A 7,091-nucleotide genomic window follows, 5' to 3' on the forward strand; every position below is an offset into this window, starting at 1 on the left:
CTTTTCTTCTGTACATGCTTTGTTGTAAATAACAAGATTTATTGTGCGTGTTAATTCATGCTTGTATTTCATTTTTAATGCCTGTGCATTTCAGCAATGTACCTGAACCTAGGTTGGTTAATTCTATGTGGGCCGCTTTCTTCATTTCTTCGCTTTTTCTATTGTTCCTCTTGGAGATTCCTGGATTTGCTTTTTCACGTTTGATGTGTTTTAGCAGGATTGATTCACTTTTAGCTGCACCGTTGTTTTCAATTGCATTGCTTGAAATAATAAGCATTATTTACTCTAAGCTTGGATTTTATGCTTCATGGGTAAGTCTGAGTCTCCCCTGTCTACTCCTTGCTTTGATACTTTTACTGATTGCATCATTTAGTCGCTCACGCAATACTGATGTAGCAAAGCCATCCTCGGGTCGTTCAAACTGGTTAATACTATTTCTGTACATTGGCATTGCCTTTGTTATTGCAACTAAAACGTATGTGCTTCCTTTAGATGGGCCGTCTTCTTTCATACAGGATTCGGATAATTCTTTTCATCTTGCTGTTATTAGATCTTTTATTGACAGCGGTGATTATTCGACAGTTAATGTCGGCATTTATCATGATGTGATGTCTAGTTCGATTATTTCAGTTGCTAGCGGCTTTTATCCTGCGGCTTGGCATTTGCTTGCAGCCCTTGTTGCGAGCTTCTCTGGACAAGATGTTGCGTTTGCGACAAACGTTACAAATTATGTAATGCTATTATTTGTCTTACCGTCTAGCGTATTTCTGTTTTTAAAAACAGTATTCAAGGAAGAACGCGGTGTGGTAATTGCTGGGGCGCTAGTATTATTCGCTTTTAATAGTTTTCCCTGGGGCACTTTAATTTCAGTGTCAGGTCCTTTGTTCCCTAATACTTTGGGTCTTATGCTTGTGCCAGCTTGTGCCGCTATTTTTATTAATACGATCGGTGCGTGCGCAAAGCGGTTCAGCCTGAACTACATTGCTGCATTTTTATTAGGCGTTCTATCGCTCTGTTTTTCTCACCCAAATGCAATATTTACGATGGCTGTCCTTCTTGCGCCTTTTGTTGTTTTGCGCTTTTCGCGTTGGTATGTTGTGAAACAAAAATATGTAGATTCTGACATGCCTCTATCAGTGAGATTAACTTCCCTCGCGATTCCCGCTTTATTGATTCTAGTTATTTGGATTGTTTGCTTTATTAATCCAGCTTTAAGTAATACTGTTTCTTTCACCTGGGGTGTAACCGCCTCGCATTTACAGGCTATTATTAATGTATTGGCTCTGTCTTTTCGGCTCCCGGCAGGCAATTATCTCCTTGCTTTGTTCGTTGCAATTGGCTTCTTTGCCTTGCTTCGCAATAAAGAGTCTTCATGGTTGTGTTTCTCGTATATGTTCGCTGCCATCATATATATAATCGGGGCATCATCATCCGGGTTTTTAAAGCATTTTCTTGCGGGTTTTTGGTATACCGATCCGTATCGTCTGGGTGCATGTGCCAGCCTCATGGCAATTCCCTTGGCTGCTGTTGGTTTAGAGGCTGTCTATTCGCTTGCTTTGAGGATATTCAACAGACTTGGATATGAACCTTGGGCAAAGATATCAGCTTGTTTTGTATGTTTGATTATTACTATGTGTGCCCTATATGTTAACGATTTCAACTTGCCTGGATTTGGACGGGTTTACACGGGTTTGGGTGATTACCAGAACTGTTCAACGCTTGCGAATGATTCGAAGCGTGACAACTTGTTTGACCCTAAAGAGCGGGTTTTTTGTAAGCGCGTAGCCGAGTTTCTCGAAAAAGATGATAGTTTGATATATAACAACGCAGATGACGGTAGCGCTTTCGCATACCCCTTATATGGCTTAAACCTTCTATACCGCCGATCTGCTGCAGAGATGCTCGGTAATGAGACAAGTGATAATCAAACGCTAAGATTGCATCTCGACAAGCTTGCTACAAACGAAGATGTCCAACGCATCCTTAAAGAAAATGGTATTAAGTACATTCTTGATCTGGACTATGGTGGTGAGGTCAACGACGAGCGCTGCTACTATGGTTACTATACTTGGGACAAATGGCAAGGCATTAATTCGATCGAAGATTCGACTCCGGGACTCAAGCTTCTTATGTCGGAAGATGATATGCGACTTTATGAGATAGACTATTCTGCGTTCAATTAATTATTCTTTCTGTTGTTATCAAAGCACCTTATGAATAATCTTTAAGGCTAAGTTCCATTTCTATTCATTTTTAGTGCTTCGCGATAAGCCACTCGTCGACAAGCGGGTGGCTTATTATTTTTCATGTCACTGATTCGTAGGAGTATTTCATGTCTCTTAAAAACACTGTTTATGATGCCATTAACTCAAATAAGTTTGGAAAGGCTTTCTTAAAGGCTCGTCGTGATATTCGGGGCGACGAGGCCGTACGGGCTATCCAATCCGGAACTCATGACTTTATCGATCGTAGCAAGGGCAGTGATAAACTCTGTATTATTCTCGCTGGATATAAGCCGACATTATGGGAAGACGTTTTTGGCCGTATTGCGGCATATGTGCCTTCCGATGTTGATGTGTGCGTAATGACCAGCGGGCTTGTGAACGAAGAGCTTAAGCAAATTGCCGCTGAGCATGGTTGGTCCTATCTTTCGACTTCTGTTAATCATCTATCTGTTGTTCAGAATATTGCGATTGAATGCCATCCCAGGGCTAAGTGGATTTATAAGCTCGATGAGGATATGTTTTTGACCAAGGGCTTCTTTGAGGCGATGCTTGATACCTATGAGGAACTTGAGTCTAACACCCTGTATAAGCCTGCGTTTGTCTCTCCTCTAATTAATGTCAGTTGCTATGGGCATCTTCGCTTGCTAGATAAGTTGAATCTCTTGGATGATTTCAGGAATACCGGTCTCACGGATATGAAATATTCGGATGGTTTGCATCACAATCGACAGGTCATTTCCGAACCTAAGGTCGCTCGCTATATGTGGGGCGAGTCTCAGCCTGTTTTGCGCGATATCGATGCGCTTACGGAGCGCTTCTCAATTGAAAATGAAGGTTTCCAGTATTCAATTTGCCCGATTCGCTATAGTATCGGTGCCATTCTGTTCACACGCGATGCATGGAATGAGTTTGGGCATTTCCCGTTGACCTTTGTCGGAGGTCCATATGGCCTTGGAGACGACGAGGAGCATATTTGCAACTATGCATGCTTTACTGGGCGAGTGATGGTTGTAAATGAAAATATTGTTGTGGGCCATCTTGGTTACGGTGGCGCGCAAACAAAGACGATGGTTGAGTTCCACGCCAATCATCGTGATCAATTTAAGCTTAAGGCGTAGCCGGGGGATATATGTCTAAACCCAACATCAAGATTCTAGTTTCGTGTCATAAGCCCGTCTGCATTCCTCGCTCCGACCTGTATCTACCTGTTCATGTAGGCTCTTTGGGCAAGGAGACTATTCCTGGATGCCAGCGCGATGATTGCGGCGAGAATATCTCCGATCGGAATTTCACTTTTTGTGAAATGAGCGGTCAGTATTGGGCCTGGAAAAACTTAGAGGCAGATTATGTTGGCCAATGCCATTACCGCCGTTTTTTCAATTTTGATGAGAAGAAATATGAGTCGAACGATCATGCTCAGATTGAGGATGAATGTTTGTCTCCACTGTCAATTAAAAAGTATCAGCTAGCAAACGAGGCTTTGATTAGGGACTGTGTCGAGAAGGTCGACCTTGTACGCGCTCCTTATTGGGACGTGAGGGGAGTTCCCACTCCTTGCGGCCCTAAAAAAACTATAAGGGACCATATGTGTGCTTATGGCCTTGTTACTCAAGCGGAGCTAGACCATATGGTTGATATTTGCAAGATTGTTCAGCCTGATTATGTAGACGAGCTTGTCGCATATCTTAACGGTTCCAAGTATCTGGGCTACAACTGCTTCGTGATGAAGAAGGCCCTCTTCGACGAACTCTGTGCATTTGAGTTTTCGATTCTTCAGCAGTTTGACTCTGAATATGACTATGAGAACAAAACGACTACTCACAAACGTATTTGTGGCTATTTGGGCGAGATCCTATACAGCGTATTCGTTTCTCATATCTCTAAGAGGGGGATTAAAATCTCGGAGCGCCCGCTTGTATTTTTTGAAGAGACGCCTGCACCGTTTAATGCTGCTGCCGTCGATAACCAAACGGTTGATATCGTATGGCGCTATGTGGAATTGGCGCCTATTAAATTTGCCGTCGCGCTTGAGAGCTTAATTCGTCAGCTTGACGCGAGAAGAAAGTATCGTTTGCTTTTAATTCATAATTGTCAGTTTAACTTTTCCAATTGCCTTAATATAATCGAGGCTATTCCGGAGAATCTGGAAATCAGACAAGCAACTTTCCCGGTAGTTGGACCCAGCGACCTCTTTGGTTCTATGGATGCTGCCGAAGCGCATATTGTTCTGCCTTTTATGCTCCCTCGCATGATGAATGTCGATTTGATTGGTCGCCATCGAGTTCTTTGGGTTGAGGGGTGTGCTTTCTTTAAAAAAGACCCAGCCGAGATTATTAATGGCGTAGAAGATTCACTCGCTGCCGTAAAGAGCGTTTTCCTCGAGAAAGAGCTTAATAAGCCAGCTTCGTCTCGTTTACGTGACACATATCTTGCCGCTTCAGGTGATTGGGAGATGAGCGAGGCGTCCGCTCTTATTGTTGATTTGTCTCAGCTTTCTACTGTCTGTCCTGAGCCATATGAGTTGTACTGTGCCTGTGCATCTGAGCTGGGCATCGATCCAAGAGGCGAGTTGGCTAAAGAGTTTCAAAAGTATCAGTCGCATAAAAAGAAACCGGGCAGCGCTAAAGATGCTTTCTGCTTCCCGCTAAGTGTATTTGCGGTTCGAAGCCTTATGATGCGCAAACTAAATTTCAGCCTTATCCCGTATTCGAGCAGTATGCCCGTGGCTTCCTTTGAAGAGGTTGGTATGTGGGCCAACGAGTGCACGGTAAAGGAGTATAAGGCCTCCGATGAGAGCGGATTGTTGCTCTATTCATCGGATACGACTCCATTCTCTGAACCAGCGAATGCACTTTGCCGTGATTATTGGCGTTTGGCCAGGTGTATGGATGCGTATGAGTCACTTTTAGTTATGCTTGCGGAATACCGACCGCTTGGATTAAAACAGACTTTATTTCCAGTTGGGACAAAGCGACATAAAGTTATATTTAAGATGGTTTCTCTGATTAGGCGTTTTTGTTAGTGGAGGTAACTTGTCCGCGTTCTGTTCGTTGAGTTTCTGGTGATTAAGATTGAGCCGCGTTATTGGGTTGTCTAATAGCGCGGCTGTGATCGCGTCGAAAATGTTGGTGTAAGGGTGACACCCTAGCGCCCGTTTAACGAAGAACGGCCTTCGTCCTAGAATCTGAAATCACCACAACAACAGGTTCTAGGAAAGGACGAAGACCGCTATGGGAATCTTATCAGACCCGACGCCGGACATGCTCGCCATGCCCCGTTTCGACGACGGCGCCATCGATATGCAGGAGCTGCTTCGCAGACTCGCCGAGCAGGTCGTGAACGCCGTGATGGACGCCGAGGCCGACCAGCTCTGCGGTGGCGGGGCGAACAGCCGAAACGGCTACCGCGAGAGGTCGCTCGCCACCTGCGTCGGCACGCTGACGCTGCGCATCCCCAAGCTGCGCTCCGGCAGCTTCTTCCCGGAGGACGTGCTCGAGCGCTACCAGCGCGTCGACCGCGCCCTCGTTGCCGCCGTCGCCGAGATGTACGCCACGGGCACGAGCACCCGCAAGGTGCAGAGGGTGGCCGAGAAGATGGGCGTCTCCAGGCTCTCGAAGGACCAGGTGAGCGCAATCGCCTCGAGCCTGGACGCAGACATCGAGGATCTGTGCGGAAGGCCGCTCGACGGCTCGCCGGTGCCCTATGTCTGGCTCGACGCGACCTACGTCAAGTGCCGCCGCGAGGGGCGCGTCGCCTCCACCGCCGTGGTCACCGCCATCGGCTGCGATGCGGGCGGCTGGAGGCGCGTCCTTGGTGTCGACGTGGTTGACACCGAGTCTTACGACTCGTGGCTCGCCTTCCTGCGGGCTATCCGCTCGCGCGGGGCGGTGGGCGTGCGGCTCGTCGTCTCGGACGCCCACCCGGGGCTCGTCCGGGCGCTCGGCGAGGTCTTCCAGGGCGCCGCGTGGCAGCGCTGCGCGGTCCACCTCATGCGCGACTGCATGCGCGAGGCCGGCTCCTGGCAGCTCAGGCGCCGCGTGGGCAGGATCGTGTCGCAGGTGTTCCGCGGGCGCGACGCCGCCACCGTGACGGCCATGTACCACGCGGCGTGCGACATGCTGGCGGGGTGCTGCCCCAGGGCGGCGGCGGTGCTGGAGGAGGCCGAGCCCGACGCGCTGGCCTACCTCGACTTCCCGCCGACCCACTGGAAGCGCCTGCGCACCAACAACGTGCAGGAGAGGACCAACCGAGAGATAAAGCGCAGGTCGCGCGTCGTGCAGGTGTTCCCCTCCACGGGCGGTACCGTCAAGATTCTTTCGCAAATTGATTTAGCCGTCCTCGGCCCCGTCCTCTTCTAGCCCTCCGCCTTTCCCCTCAGCTCGTCCATCTCCTCCAGCTTCGACATGTCCAGGTACCTCCTCTTGCCCCACTCGTGCTCCACTATGTACTTCAGCCTCGCCGTCACCAGCATGAGGGCCGAATTGCCGTCCGGGAAGGTCCCGACGACCCTAGTCCTCCTCCTGATCTCGCGGTTGATGCGCTCGATCCCGTTGTTCGTCCTGATCCGGCGCCAGTGCTCAGGCGGGAATTCCGTGTAGGCAAGCGTCTCGGCGAACCCGTCGCGCACCGTCCTCGCGGCCGCCCCGAGCCGCATCGACTCCAGCTTCTCCGCCACCTCCTCGGCCTTTCTGGCGCATGCCTCGCGCGATTCCTGCGCGTGGATCGCCTTCAGCATGCGCGCCGCGGCCTTCCGCCTGGGGTGACGCATAATTTCTTTCGCAAATTGACAACCGCATAGCGGAACACGGCCCGCGCCCCGTCATATGATTTCTAGCGACTAAACAACAAATCACCAACGAAGGGGGC

3 protein-coding genes and 2 pseudogenes are annotated in these 7,091 nt (G+C 49.0%); 4 read left to right on the forward strand and 1 reads right to left on the reverse strand.

What is annotated here, in order from left to right; translation table 11 throughout:
• The first annotated feature begins 47 nt into the window (after positions 1-47).
• The 4 genes and pseudogenes from ACTQWD_RS06155 to ACTQWD_RS06170 all read left to right on the forward strand — a co-directional run.
• Positions 48-2,183, forward strand: coding sequence for a DUF6541 family protein (locus ACTQWD_RS06155; RefSeq protein WP_441559537.1), 2,136 nt, complete (start codon positions 48-50; stop codon positions 2,181-2,183).
• A gap of 149 nt (positions 2,184-2,332) precedes the next feature.
• The gene (locus tag ACTQWD_RS06160) at positions 2,333-3,343 is read left to right on the forward strand and encodes a hypothetical protein (protein WP_441559538.1); all 1,011 of its coding nucleotides are present in this window, start codon (positions 2,333-2,335) and stop codon (positions 3,341-3,343) included.
• An 11-nt stretch (positions 3,344-3,354) separates the two neighbouring features.
• Positions 3,355-5,247, forward strand: a complete 1,893-nt coding sequence (locus tag ACTQWD_RS06165) for a DUF4422 domain-containing protein (protein WP_441559539.1) — start codon at positions 3,355-3,357, stop codon at positions 5,245-5,247.
• 208 nt (positions 5,248-5,455) lie between these two features.
• Positions 5,456-6,550: pseudogene (locus ACTQWD_RS06170) on the forward strand (IS256 family transposase); the annotation flags it as partial.
• 29 nt (positions 6,551-6,579) lie between these two features.
• Here the strand turns inward: ACTQWD_RS06170 and ACTQWD_RS06175 are convergent.
• Positions 6,580-6,981 (reverse strand): annotated as a pseudogene (locus ACTQWD_RS06175) (transposase); the annotation flags it as partial.
• Positions 6,982-7,091 lie beyond the last annotated feature (110 nt).

It is taken from the genome of Collinsella sp. LCP19S3_B6 (genome assembly GCF_052121815.1).
In the GTDB taxonomy this organism is placed as follows: Bacteria; Actinomycetota; Coriobacteriia; order Coriobacteriales; family Coriobacteriaceae; genus Collinsella.

What these genes read in the sequence shown, in the direction of transcription:
- ACTQWD_RS06165 (WP_441559539.1), top strand. Translation starts at nt 3,355, where the DNA reads ATGTCTAAACCCAACATCAAGATTCTAGTTTCGTGTCATAAGCCCGTC.
- ACTQWD_RS06160 (WP_441559538.1), top strand. Translation starts at nt 2,333, where the DNA reads ATGTCTCTTAAAAACACTGTTTATGATGCCATTAACTCAAATAAGTTT.